The 24,518-nt window shown below is 65.5% G+C and carries 30 protein-coding genes; 6 read left to right on the top strand and 24 right to left on the bottom strand.

The window, feature by feature from the left end; genetic code table 11:
• Positions 1-370: 370 nt before the first annotated feature.
• The 5 genes from ACXZ1M_RS01265 (at position 371) to ACXZ1M_RS01245 (ending at position 5,080) form a co-directional block, all read left to right on the top strand.
• Entirely contained in the window at positions 371-952 is a 582-nt protein-coding gene (locus ACXZ1M_RS01265) for a YcbK family protein (protein ID WP_459053953.1), read from the top strand.
• 60 nt (positions 953-1,012) lie between these two features.
• Entirely contained in the window at positions 1,013-1,423 is a 411-nt protein-coding gene (locus ACXZ1M_RS01260) for a hypothetical protein (RefSeq protein WP_459051426.1), read from the top strand.
• A gap of 22 nt (positions 1,424-1,445) precedes the next feature.
• Entirely contained in the window at positions 1,446-2,225 is a 780-nt protein-coding gene (locus ACXZ1M_RS01255; protein ID WP_459051425.1) for a transporter substrate-binding domain-containing protein, read from the top strand.
• A 3-nt stretch (positions 2,226-2,228) separates the two neighbouring features.
• Positions 2,229-2,891, top strand: coding sequence for an amino acid ABC transporter permease (locus ACXZ1M_RS01250; protein ID WP_459051424.1), 663 nt, complete (start codon positions 2,229-2,231; stop codon positions 2,889-2,891).
• 74 nt (positions 2,892-2,965) lie between these two features.
• Positions 2,966-5,080, top strand: a complete 2,115-nt coding sequence (locus tag ACXZ1M_RS01245) for a putative bifunctional diguanylate cyclase/phosphodiesterase (RefSeq protein WP_459051423.1) — start codon at positions 2,966-2,968, stop codon at positions 5,078-5,080.
• On the opposite strand, the gene ACXZ1M_RS01240 is transcribed toward ACXZ1M_RS01245, so the two are convergent.
• From ACXZ1M_RS01240 to ACXZ1M_RS01180, 13 genes are all read right to left on the bottom strand, one after another.
• A complete protein-coding gene (locus ACXZ1M_RS01240; protein WP_459051422.1) occupies positions 5,077-6,120 on the bottom strand; it encodes a hypothetical protein in 1,044 nt (347 codons plus the stop codon). The two genes, ACXZ1M_RS01245 and ACXZ1M_RS01240, sit on opposite strands and share 4 nt — an antisense overlap.
• 19 nt (positions 6,121-6,139) lie before the next feature.
• Positions 6,140-7,051 carry a flagellar hook-associated protein FlgL gene (gene flgL / locus ACXZ1M_RS01235; RefSeq protein WP_459051421.1) on the bottom strand — a complete coding sequence of 304 codons (912 nt, stop codon included), beginning with the start codon at positions 7,049-7,051 and terminating at the stop codon, positions 6,140-6,142.
• Positions 7,052-7,062: 11 nt separating this feature from the next.
• Positions 7,063-8,433: a flagellar hook-associated protein FlgK gene (gene flgK, locus ACXZ1M_RS01230; RefSeq protein WP_459051420.1), complete on the bottom strand. Its 1,371-nt coding sequence runs from the start codon at positions 8,431-8,433 to the stop codon at positions 7,063-7,065.
• 81 nt (positions 8,434-8,514) lie between these two features.
• Complete coding sequence (locus ACXZ1M_RS01225) at positions 8,515-8,964, bottom strand: rod-binding protein (RefSeq protein WP_459051419.1); 450 nt, start codon at positions 8,962-8,964, stop codon at positions 8,515-8,517.
• A gap of 8 nt (positions 8,965-8,972) precedes the next feature.
• Complete coding sequence (locus ACXZ1M_RS01220; protein WP_459051418.1) at positions 8,973-10,085, bottom strand: flagellar basal body P-ring protein FlgI; 1,113 nt, start codon at positions 10,083-10,085, stop codon at positions 8,973-8,975.
• Positions 10,086-10,108: 23 nt separating this feature from the next.
• Complete coding sequence (gene flgH / locus ACXZ1M_RS01215) at positions 10,109-10,780, bottom strand: flagellar basal body L-ring protein FlgH (protein WP_459051417.1); 672 nt, start codon at positions 10,778-10,780, stop codon at positions 10,109-10,111.
• On the bottom strand, positions 10,780-11,571 hold the full coding sequence (flgG, locus tag ACXZ1M_RS01210) for a flagellar basal-body rod protein FlgG (protein WP_459051416.1): 792 nt from the start codon (positions 11,569-11,571) through the stop codon (positions 10,780-10,782). Before flgG ends, flgH begins: the two co-directional genes overlap by 1 nt.
• A 26-nt stretch (positions 11,572-11,597) precedes the next feature.
• Positions 11,598-12,326 carry a flagellar basal body rod protein FlgF gene (locus ACXZ1M_RS01205; protein WP_459051415.1) on the bottom strand — a complete coding sequence of 243 codons (729 nt, stop codon included), beginning with the start codon at positions 12,324-12,326 and terminating at the stop codon, positions 11,598-11,600.
• A gap of 13 nt (positions 12,327-12,339) precedes the next feature.
• A complete protein-coding gene (locus ACXZ1M_RS01200; RefSeq protein WP_459051414.1) occupies positions 12,340-13,599 on the bottom strand; it encodes a flagellar hook protein FlgE in 1,260 nt (419 codons plus the stop codon).
• 14 nt (positions 13,600-13,613) lie between these two features.
• Positions 13,614-14,294 carry a flagellar hook capping FlgD N-terminal domain-containing protein gene (locus ACXZ1M_RS01195; RefSeq protein WP_459051413.1) on the bottom strand — a complete coding sequence of 227 codons (681 nt, stop codon included), beginning with the start codon at positions 14,292-14,294 and terminating at the stop codon, positions 13,614-13,616.
• Positions 14,295-14,297: 3 nt separating this feature from the next.
• The gene (flgC, locus tag ACXZ1M_RS01190; protein WP_373987481.1) at positions 14,298-14,720 is read right to left on the bottom strand and encodes a flagellar basal body rod protein FlgC; all 423 of its coding nucleotides are present in this window, start codon (positions 14,718-14,720) and stop codon (positions 14,298-14,300) included.
• Positions 14,721-14,766: 46 nt separating this feature from the next.
• Positions 14,767-15,129 carry a flagellar basal body rod protein FlgB gene (flgB, locus tag ACXZ1M_RS01185; RefSeq protein WP_459051412.1) on the bottom strand — a complete coding sequence of 121 codons (363 nt, stop codon included), beginning with the start codon at positions 15,127-15,129 and terminating at the stop codon, positions 14,767-14,769.
• Positions 15,119-15,358 (bottom strand): hypothetical protein, encoded by a 240-nt coding sequence (locus ACXZ1M_RS01180; RefSeq protein WP_459051411.1) that lies wholly within the window; start codon positions 15,356-15,358, stop codon positions 15,119-15,121. The genes flgB and ACXZ1M_RS01180 overlap by 11 nt, the downstream gene beginning before the upstream one ends.
• Between ACXZ1M_RS01180 and flgA the strand changes: the two genes are divergently transcribed.
• Complete coding sequence (gene flgA / locus ACXZ1M_RS01175; RefSeq protein ID WP_459051410.1) at positions 15,357-15,995, top strand: flagellar basal body P-ring formation chaperone FlgA; 639 nt, start codon at positions 15,357-15,359, stop codon at positions 15,993-15,995. The genes ACXZ1M_RS01180 and flgA overlap by 2 nt on opposite strands.
• Here the strand turns inward: flgA and ACXZ1M_RS01170 are convergent.
• From ACXZ1M_RS01170 to fliD, 11 genes are read right to left on the bottom strand one after another with little or no spacing between them, the layout of a single operon-like run.
• Complete coding sequence (locus ACXZ1M_RS01170; RefSeq protein ID WP_459051409.1) at positions 15,976-16,770, bottom strand: glycoside hydrolase family 73 protein; 795 nt, start codon at positions 16,768-16,770, stop codon at positions 15,976-15,978. The two genes, flgA and ACXZ1M_RS01170, sit on opposite strands and share 20 nt — an antisense overlap.
• The gene (flgN, locus tag ACXZ1M_RS01165; RefSeq protein WP_459051408.1) at positions 16,757-17,158 is read right to left on the bottom strand and encodes a flagellar export chaperone FlgN; all 402 of its coding nucleotides are present in this window, start codon (positions 17,156-17,158) and stop codon (positions 16,757-16,759) included. Before flgN ends, ACXZ1M_RS01170 begins: the two co-directional genes overlap by 14 nt.
• A gap of 29 nt (positions 17,159-17,187) precedes the next feature.
• Positions 17,188-17,466 (bottom strand): flagellar biosynthesis anti-sigma factor FlgM, encoded by a 279-nt coding sequence (gene flgM, locus ACXZ1M_RS01160; protein WP_459051407.1) that lies wholly within the window; start codon positions 17,464-17,466, stop codon positions 17,188-17,190.
• A gap of 38 nt (positions 17,467-17,504) precedes the next feature.
• Positions 17,505-18,536, bottom strand: a complete 1,032-nt coding sequence (locus ACXZ1M_RS01155; protein WP_459051406.1) for a flagellar motor protein MotB — start codon at positions 18,534-18,536, stop codon at positions 17,505-17,507.
• Entirely contained in the window at positions 18,493-19,413 is a 921-nt protein-coding gene (gene motA / locus ACXZ1M_RS01150) for a flagellar motor stator protein MotA (RefSeq protein WP_459051405.1), read from the bottom strand. The genes ACXZ1M_RS01155 and motA overlap by 44 nt, the downstream gene beginning before the upstream one ends.
• A 49-nt stretch (positions 19,414-19,462) precedes the next feature.
• Positions 19,463-20,200, bottom strand: coding sequence for a FliA/WhiG family RNA polymerase sigma factor (locus ACXZ1M_RS01145; RefSeq protein WP_459051404.1), 738 nt, complete (start codon positions 20,198-20,200; stop codon positions 19,463-19,465).
• Between the two features lie 32 nt (positions 20,201-20,232).
• The gene (locus ACXZ1M_RS01140) at positions 20,233-20,721 is read right to left on the bottom strand and encodes a flagellar basal body-associated FliL family protein (protein ID WP_459051403.1); all 489 of its coding nucleotides are present in this window, start codon (positions 20,719-20,721) and stop codon (positions 20,233-20,235) included.
• 8 nt (positions 20,722-20,729) lie between these two features.
• Positions 20,730-22,283 (bottom strand): flagellar hook-length control protein FliK, encoded by a 1,554-nt coding sequence (locus ACXZ1M_RS01135; protein WP_459051402.1) that lies wholly within the window; start codon positions 22,281-22,283, stop codon positions 20,730-20,732.
• A complete protein-coding gene (locus ACXZ1M_RS01130; RefSeq protein WP_459051401.1) occupies positions 22,280-22,597 on the bottom strand; it encodes a hypothetical protein in 318 nt (105 codons plus the stop codon). The genes ACXZ1M_RS01135 and ACXZ1M_RS01130 overlap by 4 nt, the downstream gene beginning before the upstream one ends.
• Positions 22,590-22,982, bottom strand: coding sequence for a flagellar export chaperone FliS (gene fliS, locus ACXZ1M_RS01125; protein ID WP_459051400.1), 393 nt, complete (start codon positions 22,980-22,982; stop codon positions 22,590-22,592). The genes ACXZ1M_RS01130 and fliS overlap by 8 nt, the downstream gene beginning before the upstream one ends.
• A gap of 40 nt (positions 22,983-23,022) precedes the next feature.
• Positions 23,023-24,444, bottom strand: coding sequence for a flagellar filament capping protein FliD (gene fliD, locus ACXZ1M_RS01120; protein WP_459051399.1), 1,422 nt, complete (start codon positions 24,442-24,444; stop codon positions 23,023-23,025).
• Between the last annotated feature and the right edge of the window lie 74 nt (positions 24,445-24,518).

Below are 24,518 nucleotides of genomic sequence, written 5' to 3'. Positions count from 1 at the left end.
TACAACTGAACTATACTGCGGCGCGTCATATATGAATACTTTATTGTTGGAATGCCAGCCATAAGCGAATCACATAACTGAAGCTGGAAAAACATTTCTGATACGGAATTTTTGTATCGCTGAGGCAGCTGTATCATTTCTCAAACGTAAGATGTGGCGGTTTTTCTTTCCCTCCGCATAGGCTATAGTAACAATATTGCTTTTTTACGGTATGGGTGGAGTTATGGCGTCGCGCAGGGAGTTTTTAGGGGTGACCGCAGCGAGTTTCTTGTCTGTGCCGTTGATAGGATGCGCCAGTAGCACGCCGGTGCGGCAAGCTTCGGTCGCAAAACCAGTCGCCAAGCCTGCGCCGGTGGCGGTGCAAAACACCATGCCGCGCGCCTCCGAGCAGCTGGCGCCGTCCGGCATCGGACGCGGCGAGATGGTGCCGCCGCCCGATATCTTCGACGCCCAGGCGCTGGACCTGGAATTCTGGCTGCGCCCGCGCACCATCGAGGTCACCCGGCCCGCCAGCAAGGAGCGCGCCAAACTGCTGTACTGGAAAGACGGCGAGATCATCGAATCGGCCTACCAGGACCTGTGCCACCTGATGCGTGACGTCAACGGCGGCAACGAGACCCGCAACATCGATCCCAAGCTGTTTGAAACCCTGTGGGGTACGCAAGCCTTCGTGCAGCGTTACGGCATCGATTCGCCGGTGGAGATTCTATCCGGCTACCGCACCGCAGCATCCAACAATAAATTGCGCGAGGACGGCGTGCCTGCGGCGCGGCAGTCGCTGCATATCACGGGCCGCGCGGCCGATATCCGGCTGGCCAACCTGAATGCGGAAGTGCTGGGCGGCCTGGTGAAGAGTTTCCGCCAGGGCGGCGTCGGCTTCTACTACCGCTCCGGCCCGCGCGGCGGCTGGATCCACGCCGACACCGGCCTGCAACGAACCTGGAAGGGTTGACCCCCGGCATAGGCCGCTCTAGGCTAAACTGGCGGCTGGGCAAGACAACAGGATTCAACAATGCAAGACAATCAAGAGCCGCCGCGCTTCCGCCCGGTGCCATGGAGCGGTCTGGAAACGCCGGCCGACGTGGAACTGTGGATCGAAGAGCATAACCAGGCCCTGCAGCAGCACATCGGCAAGAATGAAACCGGCTACGGCGTGTGCTTCACCCTGGCCGAAGGGGGCGAAATCTACCTGCAGACCACGCAGGACGGCCACATCATTCTGGACGTGACGGAAGAAGCGGAATGGATCGCGCCGCTGATCATGGCGGCCGCGCGCGTGAGCGAAGCGCCGGCCGGCCGCATGTGGGTGCTGCCGGATGATAAGCTGGTGCAGTTGATGATAGGGCTGAGCGGTCTGATCGCCAGTTCGATACTGGTCGTGGGCCATCATTTCGGCCTGCGCCGCCGTATGGGCGCCTGGTAGCGCCTGCCACTATAGGAATCTCATGCTCAAACGTCATTTCATCCTGGTGCTGGCCGCTGCGCTGGCTTTGCCGACCCTGGCTTCGGCCGCCGACCTGCTGGCCACCGTCAAGGCGCGCGGCACGCTCAAGGTCGCGCTGGAGGGCACCTACCCGCCGTTCAACTATAAAGAGAAGAACGGCGAACTGGCCGGCTACGACGTCGACGTCGCCAAGCTGCTGGGTTCGCGGCTGGGCGTGAAGGTGGAATTCGTCAGCAGCGAGTGGGCCAGCATCCTGGCCGGGCTGGCGGCCAACAAATACGATGTCATCATTTCGCAGGTGGGCGTCAATCCCAAGCGCGAGCAGGCCTTCGATTTCTCCCAGCCGTATATTTATTCCATGCCACAGCTGATTATTCGCAACAACGAGACCGCTGTGTATAAAACCCTGGCCGACCTCAAGGGCAAGAAGCTGGGCGTGGGGCAGGGCAGCGTCTACGAGCAGCAGGCCAAGGCGGTGGCGGGCGTCGAGGTGCGCAGCTACGCGGCCGCGCCGGACACCATGTCCGACCTGGCCTCGGGCCGCATCGACGCCGCGCTCAACGACAGCCTGATGTCGGCCTATTTGCTGAAGATCTCCAAGCTGCCAATCAAGGCCGGGGCGCAGGTGGGCGCGGTCGAGCGCATGGGCATTCCGTTCAAGAAGGGCAATCCCGAATTCAAGCAGGCGCTGAACCAGGCGCTGGCCGCGGCGGCCGCCGACGGCAGCCTGAAAGCCATTTCGGTGAAATGGTTCGGCGTCGACGTCAGCAAGGCGCCGTAAGCGATGGAATGGCTGGAACTGCTGCGCGAAGCCGCGCCGGTGATGCTGCGCGGCGCCGGCTACACCGTGCTGTTCGCGCTGGCGGCCATGGTCGGCGGCCTGCTGATCGGCTTCCCGGTGGCGGTGCTGCGCATGTTGCCGTACCGCGTGCTGGCCTGGCCGGCCAACATCTACGTCAGTCTGATGCGCGGCACGCCGCTGCTGGTGCAGATGTTCGTGATTTATTACGGCCTGCCCAGCGTCGGCATCGAGTTTTCGCCGGTCACGGCCGGCATCCTGGCGCTCAGCCTGAACTCGGGCGCCTTCCTGTCCGAGAGCTTGCGCGGGGCGATCGCCTCGATCAGCAAGGGGCAATGGGACGCCAGTTTTAGCCTGGGCCTCGGCTACTGGCGCACGCTGTACCACATTGTGCTGCCACAGGCGCTGCGGGTGGCGGTGCCGGCCATGAGCAACACGTTGATCAGCCTGATCAAGGATACCTCGCTGGTGTCGGTCATTACGCTGACGGAATTGATGCTGTCGACCAAGGAAGTCATCGCCACCACCTTCCAGCCTTTGCCGCTGTACTTGGCGGCGGCCGCCATCTATTGGGCGCTCAGCCTGCTGTTCGAAGCGCTGCAACGGCGCGCGGAACAACGCTTGAACCGCGCACACCGCTCGCGCTAAGCACGGCACTCGACATCCCGGCCCCTAAATGTTAGTCTGAAAACATCAAAACAAGGGGGTGTATGGATAAGACTATGCACGCTGAGCTGCCCGGCCTGGCGACCCTCACCGACGAGGCCGCAAGGGAGGTTTATAGCGACCTGGACAACGGCGCCGAGCACGCTTACTTCAACGACATCTACCTGTTGGCGCCGGTCGGCTATTTCGTGCTGGCCTACGACACCACGATCCTGCAAATGAACGTGGTCGGCGCCGACCTGCTCGGCGTGCCGCGCAACAATCCCGCGCGCCTCGCCTTCCGCCAGTTCATCGCCCCGCGCTTCCTGGAGGACTTCGACCGCTTCCTGCGGCGCGCCATCAACTCCAGCCAGCCCGAGCAGTGCAACCTGCAGATGCTGCGCAACCGCAACCAGCAGGGCTTTCCCGTGTCGCTGCGCGCCAGCGCCGACGGCGACGGGCAGGGCATCCGCATGGTGCTGGAACTGGCCGAGGGCAAGCTGGCGGCGCTGGAACGCAGTGAGGAGCGCTTCCGCCGCATCGTCCACAACGCCGAGGAAGGCATCTGGGAAATCGACGCCGCCTCGCGCACCAGTTTCGTCAATCCCAAGATGGCGCAGATGCTGGGCTACAGCATCGAGGAAATGCTGGAGCAGCCGCTGGTGGCGTTCATGGACGAGGAAGGGCGCATCATCCTCGAGCGCAATATCGCCCAGCGCCAGCGCGGCGTCTCGGAGCGCCACGAATTCAAGTTCATCCGCAAGGACGGCCGCGACCTGTGGGCCACGCTGGCCACCAATCCCATCTTCGACGCCGACGGTAGCTATCGCGGCGCGCTGGCGTTGGTGACCGACGTCACCGCCAGCCGCGCCTCGGCCGAGCTGGTGTGGCACCAAGCCAATTTCGACGAGTTGACGGCGCTGCCCAATCGCCACATGTTCAACGACCGCCTGGGCCAGGAAATCAAGAAGGCGCGGCGCGAGGGTTCGCAGCTGGCGCTGCTGTTCATCGACCTGGACGACTTCAAGCAGGTCAACGACACCCTAGGTCACCACCAGGGCGATGCCGTGCTGGTGGAGGCGGCGCGCCGCATCGGCCTGTGCGTGCGCAGCTCGGACACGGTGGCACGGCTGGGCGGCGACGAATTCACCGTGATCCTGTCCGGGCTGGACCAGCCGGACAGCGTCGACCGCATCGCCGCCAGCATGCTGGCGCTGCTGGGCCGCCCGGTGACCCTGGATGCGGCCTCGCCGTCGGTCTCGGCCAGTGTCGGCATCGCCCTGTATCCAGCCGACGCCGCCACGCCCGAAGATTTGCTGCGCAGCGCCGACCAGGCCATGTACGCCGCCAAGCAGAGCGGACGCAACCGCTATAGCTATTTCACGCGCGACCTGCAACTGGCGGCGCAGGCGCGCCAGCAAGTCACGCTGGACCTGCGCCAGGCGCTGGCGCAGGAGCAGTTCGTGCTGCACTACCAGCCCATCGTCAACCTGCAAAACGGCAGGATCGAGCGCGCCGAAGCGCTGCTGCGCTGGCGCCATCCGGTGCGCGGCCTGCTGGCCCCGGCCGAGTTCCTGCCGCTGGCCGAAGCCGGCGGCATGATGCTGGAGATCGGCGACTGGGTGTTCCGCCAGGCCGTGCAGCAGGCGCGGCTATGGCAGGATGCACTGGGCCGCCACTTCCAGATCAGCATCAACCAGTCGCCGGCGCAGCTGCGCGGCGACACCGCGCTGTACGTGGAATGGCTGAGGATGGCGTCGCGGCTGGGCCTGCCGCCGCGCAGCATCGTGCTGGAAATTACCGAAGGCGTGTTGCTGGACGGTTCGGCGCGCGTGACCGAACGCCTGCGTGAGTTGCGCGAAATGGGCTTGCAGGTGGCGCTCGACAATTTCGGCACCGGGTATTCCTCGCTGGCCCACCTCAAGCATTTCGGCATCGACCTGCTCAAGCTGGACGGCAGCTTCATCGAGCACCTGGCCAGCGACAGCGGCGACCTGGCCATGTGCGAAGCCTTGATCGTGATGGCCCACAAGCTGGGTCTGAAGGTGGTGGCGGAAGGGGTGGAGACCCAGGCGCAAAGCGGCTTGCTGGCCATGGCCGGCTGCGATTACGCCCAGGGGTTTGTGTACGCCGGCGCGCTGCCGGCGGCGGAGCTGGCGGCGCTGGCGCAGCGCGGCCCGATCCAGCTTTAGCGCAGGCGCAGCAGCGACATCACGCGCTCGCGGCTGATGCCGGCCAGCGCCGAGGTGATCGACAGCAGCGACTGGTAGCCGGGCTGCTTGGTGGTCGAGACAAAATTCTGCGCCACCTGGTCCATGCCGTTCTTGGTGGCCGCCGGCGCCGCGTTCTGCACGCGCGCGCTGACCTGGGCCAGCGCCTGGTGCACCGAAGCGATCGATTGTTCCACCTTGGCCAGTGCCTGCACCACCTGTTGCAGGCTGCTGCGGATCGCCTCCATGTCGGCCGTGCTCCAGCTGTCCGGATCGACATCCGGCGGGGCGGTTTCCGCCTTTACGCGGTTCAGCTGGCCGGTTGGGAAACGGATGCCGTTGCCCTGCACGGCGATGGTGTCGCGCACATTGCTCCACTGCGACTCGGCGGTGGAAAACTCCAGCTGGCCGTCGTCGTTGAGACCGGCGCGCACGCCGCTCGGCGCCAGCGCCTCGTCGAAACGCTGGGCGATCTGGCTGTCGGACAGGCCCGGCTCCAGCACCACCGAACGCACGTTCTGGCCGCCGCCGATGGAAATCGCCAGCACTTCGCGGCCGCCGTTGCGCAGGTTGGCCAGGTTCATGCCGCGCACGGTGAAAGTGGTGTTGGTGCCCTGGTTGCTGAATTTGAGCTTGGCGTCGAGCGTGCCGCCCGAGGCCGCGCTGCGGTTGCGCCAGCTGTTGCTGAACTGGCGCACGCGCGCTTCCAGGGCGCCGTCGGAACGCTGGCGGTTGGCCAGGCGGGCGCTGAGGTCGGCCTTCAGGTTGCGCAGTTGGGCCGCGCTCTGCTCCAGGAAATCGAGGGCTTGCTGGGCGCCGGAAATATCGCCCTGCAGCGGCTGGTCCCAGTTGTTCAGGCCACGGCGCAGCGGTGCGGCCGAGTTGGGTGTCGGCGTGACCGGCGTGGCGGTGGCGGCGTTTTCGCCGTTGAGCCCCAGCGACGTGCCGTCCACCGAAGTCGCATTGCCAGCGTTGGCGCCGGGAACGATGACCTGGGGAGTGGGGGCGGACGTGATTTGCATGGCTGAGGGCTAAAAAAGATTACAGGATGTTGAACAGCGACAGGTTGCTGATCTTCGAGTAGGCCTTGTACGACGCTTGCAGCGCCAGGTTGTAGCCGTTCAGTTCGGTCGCGGCATCGCCCATGTCCAGCGAGCCCAGGTCCAGCAACGCGGTCTTGTTCGACAGGCTGACGTTGGCGTGGTTGCCGTCCAGCGTCTGCATGACGTTCTGGGCGCCGCCGAAATTGGCGATCTTGCCGGCGATCGCTTCCATGGTCGTGCTGGCGCCGTCCATATTGGCGGTGATGGCGGCGCGCAACGACGGCGTGGCGGCCGTGATGCCCGGCTGCGACAGCTCGTTGATGGTGCTGTCCATCTGGTTCAGCAGCGACTCCAGGCCCGACACGTCGACGTTGACGGTTTGGGTGATGCCGTTGCCGACCACCGATTTCTGCTGGTTGGTGTTGCCGATGAAGCTGTAACGCGAACCGACCGGCTGGGTGTCGTCGTACTTGATGGCCGGGGTGTCGGTCAGGGTGCCGGAGAAGATGTAGCGGCCCTCCTGGTCTTTTTCATTGGCGCTGTAGAACAGGCTGTCGCGCAGCGCGGTCATGGTGGTGGTCATCGAGCGCAGGTCGTCGCCGGTGTTGCTGCCGTCGGCCGCCCACACCAGCAGGTCGCGGCTCTGGGTGATGTCGTTGACCATGCTGCTCAGGTAGGTCTCGTTGGTCGACAGGCGGATCTTGATGGCCGAAATATTGGCGCGGTACTGGCCGACGATGGCTTCCTCGCGGTTCAGGCGCGACAGGCGCACGGAGGTCACCGGATCGTCGGACGGCACTTGCAAACGCTTGCCGCTGGCCATGCGCGCGGTCAGCGACGCCAGGTGGGTTTGGTTGTCTTGCAGGCCGCGGTTCATGGTGGCCTGGAACTGGCTGGTGGCGATACGCATTCAGGCTCTCCTTAACCGAACATTTGCAGCGTCGAGTCGAACAGGGTATTGGCCACGGCAATCACCTTCATGTTCGCTTGATACATATTCTGGAATTCCACCAGGTTGATGGCTTCTTCATCGGTATTGACGGCGCTGGTCGACTTCCAGTCGTCCTCGGCCTGGGTACGGATGGTGGTGGCGGTGTTCAGCTGCGACTGGTTCTGCTGGCTGTCGATGCCGAGCTTGCCGACGATCTGGGTGTCGGCGTCGCCCAGCAGTACGCTGCCCAGCGTGGTCAGGGTGATCGGTTGGCCCTTGATGCCCACCAGTTGCTGCAGGTTGCCGCTGTCGCCGGGCGTGCCGTCGCTGGAGAAGGCCAGGTCGGTGGTCAGGAAACCGGTGCTCACCTGCAGCAGGCCGGTGGCGCTCGATGGATTGAATACCAGCAAGTCCTGGCCCGGCGTTCCGTCGCTCTTGAAGCCGAGGCGCAGCTGGTCGTTGACCTTTTGCGTCATCTGCTGGGCGATCTCCTTGATGGAGTTCTGCAGCGGCAGCAGGGTGTTTTGCTTGTAGTTGCCGAGGCCGCCCAACTGGCCGCCGATCTTGGTGTCGTCGAGCTTGAACTTGCTGTTGGCGAAGCTCAGGGTCAGGGTGGTGGCGCCGCTGGTGCTGACGAATTCCAGCTTGGCGTTCAAGTCGCTGACCACCAGCGGCTGGCCGCTTTTCAGCGAAACGTTGGCGGTGCCGTCCGGATTGGTCAGCACTTCCACCGCCACCTGCGACGCCACGCTGTCGATCAACTGTTCGCGCTTGTCCTGCAGGGCCGAGGTGTTGGTGCCGGCGCCGCTGACGGCGACGATCTGCTTGTTGAGCGCGGCGATGCCGGCCAGCGACTCGTTGAGCGAGGGCAGGATGGCCGACTGCTGCTGCTGCACCGACACCAGCTGGTTGGCGGTGACGTTGTAGATCGAATTGAACTGCTGCGACATGGAATCGGCCGCCGTGATCACCTGCTGGCGCAGCGGCGAGGAGGTGGGGTCGACGCCGGCCGCGTTCAGGGCCGTGAAGAAGTTGTCCATGCCGTAGCTCAGGCTGGACTTGTCGTCGCTCATCACGGTTTCCATCTGGGTCAGGTAAGGCTGCACCTGCGAGCGCGCGCCCAGCTCGGAGTTGGTGCGCCACAGCTGCTGCGACTTGTAGGAATCGCTGAAACGCAGCAGGGAACCGATCTGCACGCCGTTGCCGGCCGACTTGGTGCCGGGTTCGGACGCCGTCGCCAGCAACAGCACGCCCTGGCGCGTGTAGCCCTTGGTCTGCGAGTTGGCGATGTTCTGACTGACGGTGTTCAGTGCGGCCTGGGCGGCCAGGGCGCCAGACAGTGCGTTATACGAGATGGTCATGAGACGGGTCTTTCCTGGTGAAGTCCGAGGGACCCATGGAGGCGCTGCCCCACCGGTCCGATAGCAGTACTAAGCGACCGTTTATTGCTGCTGATTAAGCGTTTTGTGCGCGGCGGCCGATAAATTTTGCGGATCGGCAATATTGCCCGTGGCCTTGGCCGCTGCCGCCGAGGCCGGCGGCTGGGCGGCCGGCAGCAACTGGCGCAGGATGACGTCGGCCACGCCGAAGGCGCGGCGTCCGGCCAGCTGGTCGGCCACCAGGTTGTCGGCCATGTCGAGCATCTCGTCGTTGGTGCTGCGCTTGCCCGGGCTGTCGTCGGCGGCCAGCGCGCGGGCGCCGTCGCGCATCTGGTGCAGCATGCGGCCGATGAAGAAACTTTCGAACTTGACGGCGGCCTCGGTGGCCTTGGCGCGGTAGGCCGGATCGACCGTGTCGTTGGCCTGGACCGGCTGCGGCGCCACGTGGGTGCCGCTGAGCTGGCCGGCCGTGCCCTTGGCCAGCAGGCGCGCGGGATCGAAGCTGTTGTCCATGGGATTCCTTAAATGACGACCAGTTCGCCTTCGATGGCGCCGGCCTGGTCGAGTGCCTGCAGGATGGCCATGATGTCGTCCGGGGTCGCGCCCAGGCTGTTGACCACGTCGATAATCGATTGCAGCTTGGCGCCGGCCGGCCATTTGAACATCTGCGCCGGGCCCTGGTCGGCCGTCACCTGCGACTGCGGCGAGGAGACGGTCTGGCCGCCGGCCAGGGCGTTCGGCTGGCTGACCTTGGTCGATTCGGAAATCACCACCTTGAGCGAACCGTGGGTGACGGCGGCCGCGCGCACGCGCAGGCCTTCGGCGATCACCACGGTGCCGGTGCGGGAATTGAACACCACTTTCGGCGCGTCCTCGCCGACGTCGATGCTCATCGCTTCCAGCTTGGCCATGAAGGCCACGCGCTGGGTCGGATTGGGCGGCGCCACCACGTCGACGCTGGTGGCGTCGCTGGCGGTGGCGATGTCGCCGAAGCGCTTGTTGATCGACTCGACGATGTTGATCGCGGTCTGGAAGTGCGGGTGGCGCAGCGACAGGCGCACCGTCGGCTTGCTGGCGAAATCGGTGCCGATCTCGCGTTCGATGTTGGCGCCGCTCGGAATCCGGCCCGAGGTCGGGGTGTTGACGGTGATCGAGGAGCCGGACTTGCCCTGGGCGCTGAAGCCGCCCACCACCACGTTGCCCTGCGCCAAGGCGTAGACTTCGCCGTCGGCCGCGCGCATCGGCGTCAGCAGCAGGGCGCCGCCGCGCAGGCTCTTGGCGTCGCCCATGGACGACACCACCACGTCGATGCTCTGGCCCTTGCGGTAGCCGGGCGGGAACACCGCCGACACCATCACGGTGGCGACGTTCTTGGACTTGGCGTCGGTGCCGTCCGGCACTTTCACGCCGAACTGCTTGAGCATATTGATCACGGACTGGCTGGAGAACTTGACCTGGGTCGAGTCGCCGCTGCCGTTCAGGCCGACCACCAGGCCGTAGCCGACCAGCGGGTTGTCGCGCACGCCTTCGATGGCGACCAGGTTGCGCAGCGCCTGCGCGGCCTGGGCCGGCGCGGCGGCCAGGCCGAGCGCGACGGCGAAGGGGAGTACGAGGGAAAGCTTGCGGAAATTCATGGGATCACCCGTCTATCATGTGCTTAGAACGGCATCAGCGGGCCGCTGAAGAAGCGCGTCAGCCAGCCCGGTTGCTGGACATCGGCCAGGGTGCCCTGCGCCGAGTAGGCGATGCGCGCGTTGGCGATGCGCTGCGAGGACACCTGGTTGTCGGCGTCGATGTCGGCCGCGCGCAGATAGCCGCGCAGGCGCACGAATTCTTCGCCGTTGTTGAGGGTCAGGGTTTTTTCGCCGGCCACGCGCAGCAGGCCGTTCGGCAGCACTTCCTGCACGATCACGGTGATGGCGCCGGTCAGGGCGTTCTGCTGGGTGCTGGTGGAGTCGCCGGCGAAGGTGTTGTTGGCGCCCAGGCCGATCGAGGCCTTGGGGAAAGCCTTGCCCAGCAGATTGGGGGCGTTGATATTGTCCGCCGATTGCTTGGAGAAGCTGGTGCCGGCCTTCTTGCTGGCCTGGGTGGTTTCCTGCAGGATGATGGTGACGATGTCGCCGGTGCGGAAGGCGCGGCTGTCCGAGGTCAGGGACAGGCCGAGGTCGGCGCTGTAGACGCCGCCCGAGACGCCGCGCGGCGCGACGACGCGCGACACGGTGGGCGGTTCGTCGGACGGGCCGGGGCGCACCGCCGGCGGCTGCAACTGGGCACAGCCGGCCAGCAGCACGGGCAACAGCGCAGCAAGCAGGGGCAGTGCGGGTTTCATCAACGTGCCGCCTGCGCCAGGTACTGCAGCATATTGTCGGCGGCCGACAGCACCTTGGTGTTCATTTCGTAGGTGCGCTGGGCGGCGATCATGTCGACCATCTCCTCGACCACCTGGACGTTCGAGCCTTCCAGCGTGCCTTGCTTGATCTTGCCCCACTGCGCGGTGGCCGGCGTGCCTTCGGTCGGCGTGCCGCTCGACGGCGTTTCGGCGAACAGGTTCTCGCCCAGGGCCAGCAGGCCGGTCGGGTTGATGAACGAGGTCAGGGTCAGCTGGCCCAGCTGCTGCGGCGTGGTGTTCTCGGCGATCTTGGCCGAGACGGTGCCGTCTTCGCCGATCGAGATTGCGGTGGCGTTGGCCGGCACGGTGATCTGCGGAATCAGCGGCAGGCCGTTGGCGTTGACCAGGATGCCGTTGGCGTCGACCTGCAGCTGGCCGGCGCGGGTGTAGGCGGTGGTGCCGTCGGGCTGGCGCACCGACAGGAAGCCGTTGCCCATCACCGAGATGTCGAGTTCGCGCTGGGTGGTTTGCAGGATGCCCTGGGTGAACACCTTCTGGGTGCCGACCATGTGCACGCCGTTGCCGAGCTGGACGCCGGACGGGGTCAGGGTGTTGTTGTCGGCGCGCTGCGCGCCCGGCTGCTGCTCGACCGAGTAGAACAGGTCTTCGAACACCACGCGGTCGCGCTTGAAGCCGACGGTGTTGGCATTGGCCAGGTTGTTGGCGATGGCTTGCAGTTTCTGGTCCTGCGCCTGAACGCCGGTCTTGCTGATCCACATTGCTGGATTCATGAATTTCTCCCTGGAGTGTGGGTGGATTAGCTGCCGCTAATCAGGCGGTTGCCGGCTTGGGCCATCGAATCGGTGGCCGAGAACAATTTCATCTGGACTTCAAAGGTGCGGTTCAGGCTCATCACGGACACCATCTCTTCCACCGCCGAGACGTTGCTGCCTTCCAGGTGGCCGGGCTTGAGCACCACGGTCGGGTCGGTGGCCAGCGGCTGGCCGTCGCGCGCCACCAGCAGGCCGGCGACGTTCTTGGTCAGCTCCGACGCTTCGGCCTTGACCAGGCGCAGCTTGTCGATCACCTGCATGGTGGTGGTGCCGGGCGCCTGGATCGACAGCGTGCCGTCGGCGCCGATAGAAATCGCGGTATATTCGGGCACGCTGATCGGGCCGCCTTCGCCCAGCACCGTGTCGCCGTTCAGGCGCAGGGTGCCGGTCTCGTCGAGCTGCATGGCGCCGGCGCGGGTGTAGGCCTCGCCGTTGGCGGTCTGCACCGTCAGGAAGCCGGCGCCGGCCACCGCGACGTCGAGGTCGCGGCCGGTGCTCTTCATGGTGCCCGGCTTGGTCGAGACGGCGTTGGCCTGCAACTGCGCCAGGTGGCGGTCGTCGTAGCCGTAGCCGTTGACGGCCTGCGCCGACGACAGCTCCATGTTGGCGCGGAAGCCGCCGGTGTCGACGTTGGCCAGGTTGTTGGCGTGTACCTGTTGCCCGCGCAGGGCCCGTTCGGCCCCGCTCATGGCGGTGTAAATCAGCGCGTCCATGGGTCAGCGTTCCTTAGATGGCCTGCATCAGCGATTGCAGCATGGTGCTCTCGGTCTGGATGACCTTGGAGTTGGCCTGGTAGTTGCGCTGCGAGGTCATCAGGCCCACCAGTTCCGAGGTGATGTCGACGTTGGACTGCTCCAGGGTGGCGACGTTGATGGTGCCGCCCATGCCCACGCCCGGCGCGTTGACCAGCGCGTCGCCCGAGGCGATCGATGCGGTCCAGCTGGTGTCGCTGATCGCGGTCAGCGCCGCCTCGTTGGAGAAGGTGGCGATGGCCAGGCGGCCGACGGTCTGCTTCTGGCCGTTGGTGTAGCCGGCGATGACCGAGCCGTCCTCGCCCAGCGTCAGCTGGCTGAAGGTGCCCGAGGCGTAGCCGTCGGCGTTGTTGGTCGAGGTGGTCGCTTCGCCGGCGAAGTTGGTGGTGCCGGTGTAGTCGATGGTGACGTTGTTGAGCGTGCCGCCGGTGTTGGTGACGATGGCGCTCAGGTCGAGGCCGACCTGGAACGAGTTGGTGGCCGGATCGAGCGCGACCATCTTGCCGCTGGCCGGGTCGAAGGTCAGCACGCTGGCCGGGGCCGCCGTCACTTCGACGCCGTCGACCAGGTAATGGACGTCGACGCTGTTCTTGGTGGTGCCGCCGGCGCCGTCGCTGGTGGCGGCGAAGTATTGGGTCATAGTGTGCTTGCCGCCCAGCGAGTCGTAGATCACCGAGGCCTTGGACATATTGAAGGTCGCGGTCTCCGGCGATTCGCCGGCGGCCGGGGCGGCCCAGACGCTGGCCGGCGCGGTCCAGTCGCTCGACAGGTTGCCGACGTAGGTCACGTCTTTCGAGGCCACGGCCGGGATGGCGCCGGTCGGGATGACGATATCGCCTTGCGCGCCCATCGAGCCGGTGGTCGAGTCGACCGGGTAGCCCTGGATCTTGCGGCCCGAGGAGTCGATCAGGAAGCCGTCCTTGGAGGCCTCGAACAGGCCGACGCGGGTGTACTGCACTTCGCCGGTGGAGGCGTCGCGGCCGATAAAGAAGCCCTTGCCGTTGATCGACGCGTCGAGACCGTTGCCGGTGTTGAGGATGCCACCCTGGCGGCCGATGCTCTGGGTGACCGAGCCGACCTGCACGCCGGTGACCTGGTTGCCCGCCACCAGCGACGAGAAGTTCGCGCGGCTGGCCTTGTAGCCGTAGGTGCCGGCGTTGGCGATGTTGTGGCTGGTCACGTCCAGCGAATCATTAATGGCCTGAATGCCAGACAATGCGATATCGAAACTCATGGTGGAATCCTTCCTTAGAGAACAGATTGAGTGGCGGTGTTTTTGCCGTTGAAGGCGACGATCGTGTCGGAGCCGGTATCGCCGACGTTGGCGACGTTGAGCGTCACGCCGCCGCTCGGCAGCAGGCGTACATTGTTGAGGCGGCCTTGAATATTGATGCTCGGCGATTCCTTGCTGCTGGTCTCGATGGCGATCTTGTAACTGCCTTCCTCCAGGCCCAGCTTGGCCGGATCGACGCTGAAGTTGAGCGTGCCCGGCGCCTGGGTGCCGAGCTTGACTTCGTGGCGCACGCCGTCGGTGCCGGTCAGCACCACCATGGTGCTGGTGCTGCTGGCCGCCAGCGTGGCCTGGCCGGTGATCTTGTCGCCGCTGCCGTCGACCTTGACGTTGGCGGTGGTGACCGTCACCTCCGAACCGACCTGGCCGCCGAGCGCCATGACCTGCAGGCTCGACAGCGCGCTGGCGCTGGCGGTGGTGATGGTGGTCAGCTTTTGCAGCGACTCGGTCTGCGACAGCTGGGTCAGCTGCTGGACGAACTGCGCCGGATCGGTGGGCGAGAGCGGATCCTGGTTCTGGATCTGCGCCACCAGCAGCTTGGTGAACATGTCCGAGGTTTCGCTGGCGGTATTGCCGACCACGCTGTCACGGGACGTGCCGTTGGTGCTGGTATTGTTGTTGAGGAGACTGACTGCCATGGCTTAGCCTTCACCGAGTTTAAGGAGGGATTGCTGCATCGAACGGATGCGGCCGAGAACTTCGACATTCGTTTCAAAGGCGCGCGAGGCCGACATCATGTCGGTCATCTCGGCCACCTGGTTGACGTTCGGGTAAAACACCATGCCTTCGGCATTGGCCATCGGGTTGCCCGGTTCGTAGACCTGGCGCAGCGGCTCGGACGATTCCACCACGTCCAAGACCTGCACCTTGCCGCCGGCGCTGCCCATGCCGTCCGGGCCGTCGCTCATCACGGTGGCGAACACCGGCTTGCGGGCGCGGTAGGTCTCGCCTTCGGTGCCGGCCACGGAATCGGCGTTGGCCAGGTTGCTGGCGATGGTATTCAGGCGCACGGACTGTGCGGCCATGGCCGATCCGGCGATTTCTGAAATATTCTTGAACGACATGCTGGCGCTCCTGCTGGTGATTGCTTAGTTGATGCTTATTTGAGGCTTACTGACCGTTGATGGCCTTGGCCAGGCCTTTGAACTTCATGTTCACGAAGGTCAGGCTGGTGGCGAAGTCGGTGGCGTTCTGCGAGAAGGCGGCCTGCTCGACGCCGATTTCGACGGTGTTGCCGTCGCGGGTAGGGTGGTAGGGCACGCGGTACATCAGCGCGCTTTCGCCGCCGTCGCCGAGGTCGCCGTTCCCGACCGCTTCGACATTCGCCAGGGTGGCGGCGAAGTCCATGTCCTGGGCCTGGAAGCCGGGCGTGTTTTCATTGGCGATATTCGACGCCAGAATGCGCGTGCGGTCGGCGCGCAGCGCCAATGCGTTGGCATGGACGCCTGCCGCATCCTTGAAATTAATGCCCATCTTCTTCCCCTGTGGTGACGTTGCTGTAAAACGTGTCGACATGAGCGACAACATGAATCACATCGTCCGGTTGCCCTGTAGAATGATCTTCCGCATCATAGTAGAGGCTATTGCTCATGTACAACAAATGTATTGTAACTGTTTCGGCGGCCGTGTTGCTGGTTTGCATTCCGGTTTCTGAAGTATTTTCTGCTAACTCATCAGTGGCGGCGGAACAGGTACCGGTCATGGTTGAAGCAGCGGCACGCAAGCACCTGGAACGCTGGACGGTGGCGGCCGGCCTGAGCGAGCCGCAATTCACGCTGACCGTGTTGCCGGGAAACCGGCCGCTGGCCGCGTGCGCCCAAGCGCCGGCGGTGCAGGGCGCCGATACCCGGCTGCCGAGCCGCATGCGCTTCGTCGCCACCTGCGCCGGCGCCGGCGGCTGGCGGTATGAATTCATCGTGCGCGCGCAGGTCACGGCGCGGATTGCAGTCGCGGCAAGCGATTTGCCTTCGGGAAAAATTTTGGCCGACGAAGACGTGTTGCTTGAGCGCCACGACATTTCGACAATGTTGGACAGCATCAGCGATCCGCAGGACGCCGTGGGCATGAGCGGCAAGCGCGCGCTGCGCGCCGGCGAGGTGCTGCGCAAGGGCGTGCTCAGCGCGCCGACCCTGGTCAAGCGCGGCGAGCCGGTGCGCATCGTCGCGCGCCACGAGCAGATCGAGGTCAGCATGGCCGGCGAGGCGCTGGACGCCGGCGGCCGTGGCGACACGGTGCGGGTGCGCAACGCCAACGGTACGGTGATCCGCGCCCGGGTGACTGGCGCGGCCACGGTAGAACCGGTTTCTGCGCCCGTGACCACTAGTTCCCCGTCGGAGTGACGCCGGCGAGGCCGCCGCCGCGCTGCAATTGCGCGGCTACCTTGCTCAGCTTGTCTGCATAATTCGGATCGGTGGCATAGCCGGCCTTGGCCAGTCCGCTGGCGAAGGCGCGCGCATCGCTGCCGGTGTTGAGGGCGGCCGCGTAGCGCGGGCTGCTGGTGAGCAGGCTGGCGTAGTCGCGGAAGGCGCTGGCGGTATCCGGATAGCTGCGGAAGCGCTCGGTCTTCTTGAGCAGGGCGCCGTGTTCATATTCGGTGGTGCTGGCGACGGCCACTTCGCCCTGCCAGCCGCTGCCGGCCTTGAGGCCGAACAGGTTGTTGGCGTTGGCCGCGCCGTTCTTCAGCGGCTGCCGGCCCCAGCCGGATTCCAGGGCCGCATGCGCCGCCACCAGTTCCGGCGACACGCCGAGCTTGCCGGCGGTTTCCTCGGCCCACGGTTTGATCGAGGCCAGGAATTGTTGCTGGATATCGCTGTCGACGCCGTTCTCTTCGCCCTCGATGGCGCCGCTGCGGTTGCGCAGGGCCATCGCTTGCAGGCTCATGGCCTGGGCCTGGGAGGGAATCGCGGACGAGGACGAGGCCGAGGCAGCGCCGCCGTCGCCCTGGGCGATGTAGGCGGCGACGTCGGCCTGGACTTGCTGGAAGGTGGTGTTGAAGCCACCGCGCGGTGCGGACGCGGCAAAACCGCCAGTGGCCGCGGTGGGGCGGCTGGCGGTGACGTTCGATACGGTTGCGGCAGTCGGCGCAGTTGCCTGCATTCCGCTAAGCTGGCGCATAAATTTGCTCCTCGCCATGCAGCACGCGCTGCATGATGCTGTATTGCTCCACTATCAGGTCACCGTTGCGCTTGCTCAGTTCCTTGCATGCGAGCACGGCTTGTTCCAGTGTTTTCCAATCAGCTTCCATTCTCTCCCGTGCCGCATTTTTCAGCAAGGCAAAAGCCTGCAACATGGTGCCTTGCGGACCCAACAAGCGTTGTACCAGCGCCACGCGCTGCACCCGGCGCGCCTCCATGGCATCGACCAGGGTGGAGATGGCCTCGGCAACGGGGCCCAGTTCGGCGGCCTTGTGGCGCAGGGCGGCCTGGAATTGTTGCTGCAACAGCGAGTGCAATGCTTGATAAGACACTAAATCGTCAGCAATCCCGGCCAGCAGCGCGCGCATGGCGTCCTGGCGGGTGGTGGGGCTTACAGTCACTGCTCGCTCCCGTGGAAACGCTGGATCAGGCCGGCCAGCTTGCCCGGATCGAACGGCAGTTCGCCCTTGGCCAGGGCATTGCGCAGCAGGTCGACCTTTTCCTGGTCGATCTCCGGCATCTCGCGCATGGCTTGCAGGGCCGGTTGCAGGACCGCCGATTGCAGCGGGGAGGGCGCGGGCGCCGCCGGGGCGGCCGCCTCGGCGGCATCCACCGGAGCGGTTTCCGCCACGCGCTGGACGGCCATGCCGTCCGGTGTCGGTGTCGAGATTCTCATACGTGTGCCTCTGCTTGGCTTGGTTTCCATACGAACTCTTATTTGTTGCGGCGCGGGTCGCGCAGCGGCGAATCGCCGCCGAGCTTGCTGCGCAACTGCTGCAGCAAGGTGGCGTCCGGCAGCGCCGTGTCGACGTCGTGGGTCAGCGGGTCGGACGCGTCCGGCATGCCGAACATGCTGGCGATGGTCTTGGCCTGCGCCGTGGTCAAAATCAGCAACTCGATGCGGCGGTTGATGCCGGCATCGACCTTTTTCATGTCCAGCGGCGCGCGGTCGGCCATGCCGACCACCTGCAGCACCGATTCGCGGTTCATGCCGCCGGCCAGCAATTGCGAGCGGGCCGACATGGCGCGGTTGGCCGACAGCGTCCAGTTCGAGAAGGCGGCGTAGCTGCGGTCGGCGTATTGCAGCGAATCGGTGTGGCCGACGATCAGCATCTGGTTTTCCATCTGCTGGAACAGCGGTCCCATCTTGCGCAACAGGGCGCGGAACTTGTCGGTCGGCACGGCGCTGCCGCGCACGAACATGCCCTGGCGGTCGGTGTCGTGCAGCATCACGCGCAGGCCGTAGGGCGTGATCACGGATTCAAGATTGCTCGACAGGCCGGCCTCGGCGCTCATCTTGGTCAGCACGCGCGACAGCGCGGTCAGGTCGTCCGGGCTCTCGTACTTGACCTTGGAGGAGGGCGCGGCCGGGACGTCGGTCTGGTCGGCGGCGGCCTTCTGTTTGCCTTCGGCTTCCGAATTGCCGAAGTGCGGCATCGGGAAGCGGTCGATCAGGCTGCCGCGCGGGCCGCCGACCTGCTCGGGCATGACGCCCTTGCCCTGGTCGGTCTTGGCGCCGTCGGCCTCGGTCAGGATCTGCTCCAGCGACTCGGTGTTGCGCGCCGCCATCAGCCACAGCACCAGGAACAGGCACATCAACGCCAGACAGAAGTCGGCGAACGCTACCTTCCAGGCGCCGCCGTGGTCGTCGTGCTTGTGCTTGCCGCCACCGCGCTTGACGATGGTCTGGTCATGCGCTTTGTCATGCGGCTTTAGCACCACGGCCTCCACGACGCGAGCTGTCATCGGCCGGCGCGCTGTCGCGGCCTTCCAGATCGTTGATCCAGCGTTCAAGCTGGGCGAAGCTCGGCTTGATGTTGAGCTGCACCAGGCGGCGGCCGGCGTCGATCGCCAGCAGCGGCGGCTTGCCGGCCACGTGGGTCACCAGCACCACCTTGACGGTTTCCTTGTTGGCCGCCTCCGAGTTGACCAGCTGCTTCATCATATTGCACAGCGGGTCGATCAGGCCGTAGCAGAAGAAAATACCGATGAAGGTACCGACCATGGCGGCGCCCACGTGTTCGGCGATCTCGCCCGAGGTGGCGCCTTCGTTCACGGTGTTCATGGTGATCACGATGCCCAGCACGGCGGCCAGAATACCGAAGCCCGGCATCGCCTCGCCGATCTTGCCGAGCGACTTGGCCGGCTGTTCGAGTTCGGTGTGGATGGCTTCCAGTTCCTGCTCCAGCACGCCTTCGAGTTCGTGCGCGTTGATCTTGCCCATGGCCATCAGGCGGAAGTTGTCGACGATGAAGGCCAGCAGTTTCGGCTCTTCCAGCACGCGCGGATAGCGCTGGAACAGCGGGCTGTCCTTGGGCGCCTCGACGTGGGCGTCGAGCGCCTTCAGGCCGCCGGCCGCCAGTTGCAGCAGTTCATACATCAGCAGCAGCAGCTGACGCTGGAACTCGGAATCGTATTTCTTCTTGGTGATGATCTTTTTAATCTGCGTCATCATCTCCTTCAGCACGTGGCTGGGGTTGCCGATGACGAGCGCACCGAGGCCGGCGCCGGCGATCACGATCAGCTCGATCGGCTGCCAGATCTGATGGAAGGCACCGCCCATCATGAAGAAGCCGCCGAAGACGCTGCCTAAAACTATGAGGAGACCGACTATTTGCTGCATGATGATTCGCCTTTCCGCGTCATTTTTCTATCCCTAGCCACAAGGCGTCTTACGCGCCCTGCAGTACTGCCTTCATTTTGTTCAGCGCCGCCTTGTTGAGCTGGCAGACGCGGGCGTCGGTCAGGTCCAGCACGGCGGCGATTTCCTTGTAGCTCAGTTCGAACTCGTAATACATCTGCACCACGCGCTGTTCGCGCTCGTCGAGTCCGCGCAGCGCCTGCTCCAGGCTGCGCCGCACCATCAGTTGTTCTTCCGGGCTGGGCACGCTGTCGTTGCTGACGCTGTCCTGCAGCACCTCGTCGAAACTGGCGATCAGCTCGGCGTTTTCATCCATCAGATAGGCCTGGTAGGCTTCCGGCGTCAGCGCCAGCGCTTCCATGATTTCGTGCTCGCTCGGCTCGCGGCCCAGCTTGCGGGTCAGGGCGCGCACGCCGTCGCGCAGCTTGTGGCTTTGCTGGCGCACCGCGCGCGGGCGCCAGTCCTGGCGGCGCAGCTCGTCGAGGATGGCGCCGCGCACGCGCAGGCTGGCGTAGCTGCCGAAGGCGCCGTCCGGCTCGCCGTAGCGGCGCAGCGCTTCCAGCAGGCCCATCAGGCCGATCTGCTCCATGTCGTCGCGGTCGATGGCGCCGGCGATCTGCGAATTGAGCTGGCGCACGATGCGCTTGACCAGCGGCGCATACGCCATCAGATGCTTTTGCTCGTCGGCCACGCTGTGCGCAAGCGGCGCCTGGCCGTGCTCACCGTAGCTCTCGGCATAAGTGTCTGAAAATTCCTCTACGTATCCCATGCCCGCTCCACTCTGGTTCATGCCGTTGCGGCCTACTCGACAATCAGCTTGCCTATCATGACTTCGTCAAACGGCTTTTCGCGGCCTTCTTCTTCGAAGGCATGATCGAAAGCCTTGTTCAACTCGCCCGCGAACTGGTCGATGGTCATCACGCGCGCGCTGGCCATCGGCAGGTTGGACAGGGTCTTGACCGCCACACTGCGCAGCAGCGGCAGGTTTTCCTTGGTTTCCTTCTCGCGCTTGGCGTCGGTGGCGACCACCAGGTCGGCCGACAGGTAATGCGTCACCGTGTCGCTCGGCTCATGCTTGAGCATCACCACCACCTTGTCGACGGTCAGGTACTTGGGCGGCAGTTCGGATTTCTTTTCTTCCTTCTTCGGCTTTTTCTTGCTGTCCTTGGCGTCCTTGGATTCTTCCGCGTGCTCGGCGTCGCCCTTGGACATGTACCAGACGGCGCCGCCGGCGACGGCCGCGCCGACCACGGCGACCAGGGCTAAAGCGATGATGACTTTTTTGTTCATTGTGCGAATTACTCCCCGGTCATGGCAAAGGTGGCGGTGCTGTCGTCTTCACTCAGCGCGCGGCCCGGCGTGCGGCCGTCGTCCTGCGGACGCTGCTGGCCATTGCGGCCGCCCTGATCGGCCTGGGCCTGGGCGCGCGAGGACGAGACGGTGACGGCGACGTCGGTGAACTGGCGGTTCGACAAGTCCTGGCGCACGCTGTCGCCGATGGTGTTGAGCTGGCGCAGCACCTCGCTGTTGCTGGCGCTCAGGTTGACCTGCAGCGCGCCGGCGCTGTGGCGGATCGAGATTTCGATGCTGCCCATGTTCGGGGGGGCGAGACGGATGACGGCCTGCTCGCTGTTGCGTTGCAGCTGCAGTTGCAGGCGGTCGCCGAGCGCCTGGCGCAGCGGCTGCTGCCACTGTTCCGGCGTGCCGGCCAAGGTGACGGCGCTGCCGGCCGGAGCGGCCGGAGCGGCCGGTGCGCCGGCGGTTTGGCCGGCGGCGGCGGCGCTGCCCGTGCCGGTGCCGGCCAGGGTGAAGCTGCGTTCGTCGCCGGCTGCGGCCACGGTGGCGCCGGCCGGGGTGGCGGCTGCCGTGGCGGAGCTTGTATTGGCGGCGGCGTTGTCGGCCGCGCGGGTGACGATGCGCACGCCGTTGACCCAGGCTTCCTTGAGCGGTGCGCCAACAATGGCGGTCGGCAGGGGCAGGGCGCCGGTGTCGGCGACCGGCGCCTGACGCTCGGTGCTCGGCGTGGTGGCGTTGTCGCCGGTGCCGGTATCGGCCTGGAACTGGCGCGCTGCTGCCGTTGCTGCCGGGTTGGCGGCCTGGGCATAGGTGTTCTGGCTGGCCGGCACGGCGACCGGGGCCGCGCTTTCCTGGGCTGCAGCCAACGCGGCGGCAGCTGCGGCGGCGTCGTCTGCGCTTGGCGCGGCGCCGGCGTGGGTGTTGACGTTGGCGGCGGGCAGGGCGGCTGGATTGACGGCGACGCCGGCGGCGGCCAGATTCAGGCGGGTGGCGCTATTGTTCAGGGTGGCGGTGGCGCTGATGGCGTCCACACTGGCGGCGTCGCCGGCGGCGCCGGCGACCGGCGTCGACTGCGCTTGCTGCGGCATGACCGGCACGTTCAGCAGCGCGGTCACCATGGCCGGCAACACGCTGCCGGCGGCGGCGCTGCCGGAACCGGTGGCGTCGTCGCCGTCGGCCGGGGCGGCGGCATCGCTGCCGTCGTCGGCGCCGATGGCCACGTCGGCCAGGTTCAGCAATTGCGAAAACAGCGGGGCGATCGCCGGGGCGGCGTCGGCCAGGGCTTGCGCGGCGGCGCTGCTGCGCGCGTCCGGCTGGGCGGCGGCGGCTGCGTTGGCGCTGGCATTGGCATTGCCCGATTGGTCCTGGGCCGGCTTGGCGCTGGCCTGGGCCGTGTTGCCTTCACTCCGGGTGTCGGCGGCCGGCTTGGCGGCGGCCTTGGTCTTGCCGTTGCCGCTATCGTTGCCGGCCACGGTGCGATTGGCCGCCACCGGGGCGGTCAATTCGGCCTGGGCGGCCTTGGCCGCCGCCGTTGCGCTGGAGAGTGTCGTGCTCATGCTTGGATTCCGTTTTCTGTGTGTTCGCTCTCGAGGGCATAAGCCAGCCAGCCCTCCTGGTTTGCCTGCATGTCGTGCAAGCGCCGCCCCAGTTCGTCGGTGGCGCGGTTGCAGCGCTTGACTGCTTCGTTGTGCATCTGGCGCAGGGCCGACAAAGCGGCCCGTTCGGCGGCGCTCCACTGGCCTTGCGCCGCCATCTGCGGCAAGGTGCTGCCCATTAACGTGTTAATCGCCGCCAGCATCTTCCAGTCTTCGGAAGCGATGGCGGCGCTCATTTTCTGCGCCATCTGCAGCAAAGTGCGTTGCCTATCCATTGGTCTTGGCCTGCACTCCCAGCCAGCCCTTCTTGATCGTGGTCAGCAGGGTGGTGACTTCGTCGACGATGGTCGGGTCCAGGCTGACGCCGGCCGTGTACAAGCGGCCGGCGCAATAGTCGTACAGGCGGCCCAGGTTTTCCACCACTTCGCCGCCGTTGTCGAAGTCCAGCGAGCTCGACAGGCCGTTGATGATGTCGGTGCACTTGTTCAGGCTTTTGGCCTTGAGCTCGTAGCGCTTGCCGACGATGTGGCCGCGCGCGCGCGCCAGTTCTTCGAGCAGGCCATCGGTGAGCACCAGCACCAGCTCGATCGGCGAGGCGCGGGCCACCTGCGCGTCCAGATTGGTGGAGTGGTAACTGCTGTAGGCTTCCTGGTTCAACATGGTATTCACCGTAGGGGTCTGAATTAATGCAAGGTTCGCGTCAGTTGCTGCTGTCGTTGGAGAACAGCGCCGTGAACATATTCGAGGTCGTGGTCATCGACGCCTGCAGCGACTGCAGCGTCGTAAATTGCGCCAGATAGCGTTTGTAGGCGTTGTCGAACTGGTTTTTCAGCACGGCCTGGCGGCTGTCGATTTCGCCTTGCTGCTTGGTCGCCACGTCGCGGCGGCTGCCGATGTAGCCGTTGGTGGTGCTGGTCCAGGCCGTGGTCAGCTTGTTCATCGCGCCCAGCACGCCGCTGTCGACGCCGACGCCGGCGCGTCCGAACAGGCCGTCGAGCGCGGCCGGGTTGGCCGCCACTGCCTTGTTCAGGCGGGTGGTGTCGAGCGTCAGCGAACCGTCCTTGGTGGCGGTGATGCCGAAGTTGATCAGCGACAGGCCGCCGGTGGCGGTGCGCAGCACGGTGTTCAGGCGGTCGCGCAGCGAGGTGACGCCGGCGTCGTTGTGGAAGGCGGCGTCGGCCGAGGCGTAGGTCGGGGCGCTGCCGTCGGTCGACTCGACCACGGTATGGTCGCCGGCCGCCGTCAGCGTGTTGATGCTGCTGATCAGGGTGTTGTAGGCGGTGATGAAGCTCTGCACGTTGGCGGCGGTGCCGGCGTTGTCCGCGGCCACCGTCATGGTCACCGGCGCGGCGCCCACGGCCTGCGCCTGGGCCACCGTGAATTCCACGTCGTCGACCACGCTGAAGGTGTTGGAGGCCTGCTGCACCTTGGTGCCGCTCTGGCCGCCGACCCAGACGATGGCGTCGTTGGCGGTGGTCAGCGTGGTCTGGGCCGACAGGCTGGCCTGCAGGCCGGCGTCGCCCAGGCCGCTGACGTCGATCGATGCCACGGCGTTGCCGGCGCCGGTTTTGGCCGAGGTCAGCACCAGCTTGGACTGGCCGTTGACGGTCATGGTCGAGGCGGTCACGCGCGAGCCGTTGGCGGCGGCCGAATTGATGGCGGCGGCCACTTCCTTGGCGCTCAACATGCCGTCCATATTGTTGTCGGCGCTGGCCAGGTCGACCTGGAAGGTCGAGCCGTCGGCCAGCACCACGTTCATGGCGCCGGCGTTGGTGGCGACGCTGTCGTTGACGTTGTACGACACCTGGCCGGCGGTGGCCAGCTGTTCGACGTAGAACGAGTAGGTGCCGGCCACGGCTTTGGCGTTGGCGGTGGCGGTGGCCACCGCAGGGGTGCTGAAGGTCGCCGAGCTGGCGGTGACCGATTTGGTGCTGGTGGCGAGCGAAGACATCGCCAGCTGGAAAGCGCTCAGCGCCGAACCCAGCGTGCCCAAGCCCTTGACGGTCGCGGCGGCCTTGGTGGCGCGCGCGTCAAGGATGGCCTTGGTGCCGGCGATATAGGAATTGGCCAGGTTTTCGGCGGTGGTCTTCGGGTCGTAGGTAGGACTGCTGATGATAGCCATGATCGTGCTCCTGGAAAGGATAATGAAGTGTACCCTGATATAAGGCGACCTTAATCGTTTCCGTATGAAAATAT

The organism is Duganella paludis (genome assembly GCF_054461335.1).
Note: the sequence above shows the minus strand (reverse complement) of the source record. Positions and strands in the feature narration are given on the sequence as shown.